This is a genomic window from Enterobacter sp. ENT03, assembly GCF_019218745.1.
Classification (GTDB): Bacteria; Pseudomonadota; Gammaproteobacteria; order Enterobacterales; family Enterobacteriaceae; genus Enterobacter_D.
In genome coordinates this window covers 1-786 of the sequence record NZ_JAHUXA010000041.1, presented here as the reverse complement: position 1 = coordinate 786, position 786 = coordinate 1, and the positions used below count along the sequence as shown (strand labels likewise).

At 61.5% G+C, this 786-nt stretch carries 1 protein-coding gene; it reads left to right on the top strand.

The window, feature by feature from the left end; translation table 11 throughout:
* Positions 1-39: 39 nt before the first annotated feature.
* The coding region (locus KW828_RS21625; RefSeq protein WP_218338290.1) for a transposase at positions 40-786 on the top strand (747 nt) is incomplete at its 3' end.

The following is a 786-nucleotide window of genomic DNA, read 5'->3' as shown; positions in this document are numbered from 1 at the left end:
TTTTTTCCGGTAATCCGCACTGACAAGGATGGTTTCACTATGGAACACGAACTGCACTTCATTGGCATTGATGTCTCTAAAGCAAAGCTCGATGTCGATGTGCTGCGTCCTGACGGCCGTCACCGCAGCAAAAAGTTTGACAACACCCCGAAGGGCCACGACGAGCTGGTCCACTGGCTGCGCAGCCATCACGTGGCTGCGGCCCATATCTGCATGGAAGCCACCAGTACGTACATGGAGGACGCTGCCGCACACCTCAGCGAGGCCGGATTTATCGTCTCCGTCATCAACCCGGCACTGGGCAGAGCCTTTGCACAAAGCGAAGGCCTGCGCAGCAAGACCGATGCCGTGGATGCGCGGATGCTGGCGGCGTTCTGCCGTCAGAAGCGTCCTGCCGCCTGGGAAGCGCCGCACCCGGTGGAACGGGCCCTGCGGGCGCTGGTGCTGCGGCATCAGTCGCTGACGGATATGCACACGCAGGAGCTGAACCGTCGGGAGACGGCGCGGGAGGTGCAGATGCCGAGTATAGATGCGCACCTGCTGTGGCTTGCGGCAGAACTGAAACGTCTGGAAAAACAGATAAAAGACCTGACGGACAACGACCCGGATATGAAGCACCGGCGAAAGCTGCTGGACAGCATACCGGGTATCGGTCCGAAGACCTCCGCGGTGCTGCTGGCGTATGCGGGGCTGAAAGAGCGGTTCGGACAGGCGAGACAGTTCGCGGCGTTCGCGGGACTGACGCCGCGGCAGCACGACTCGGGGAGCAGTGTGCACAGGGCGAGC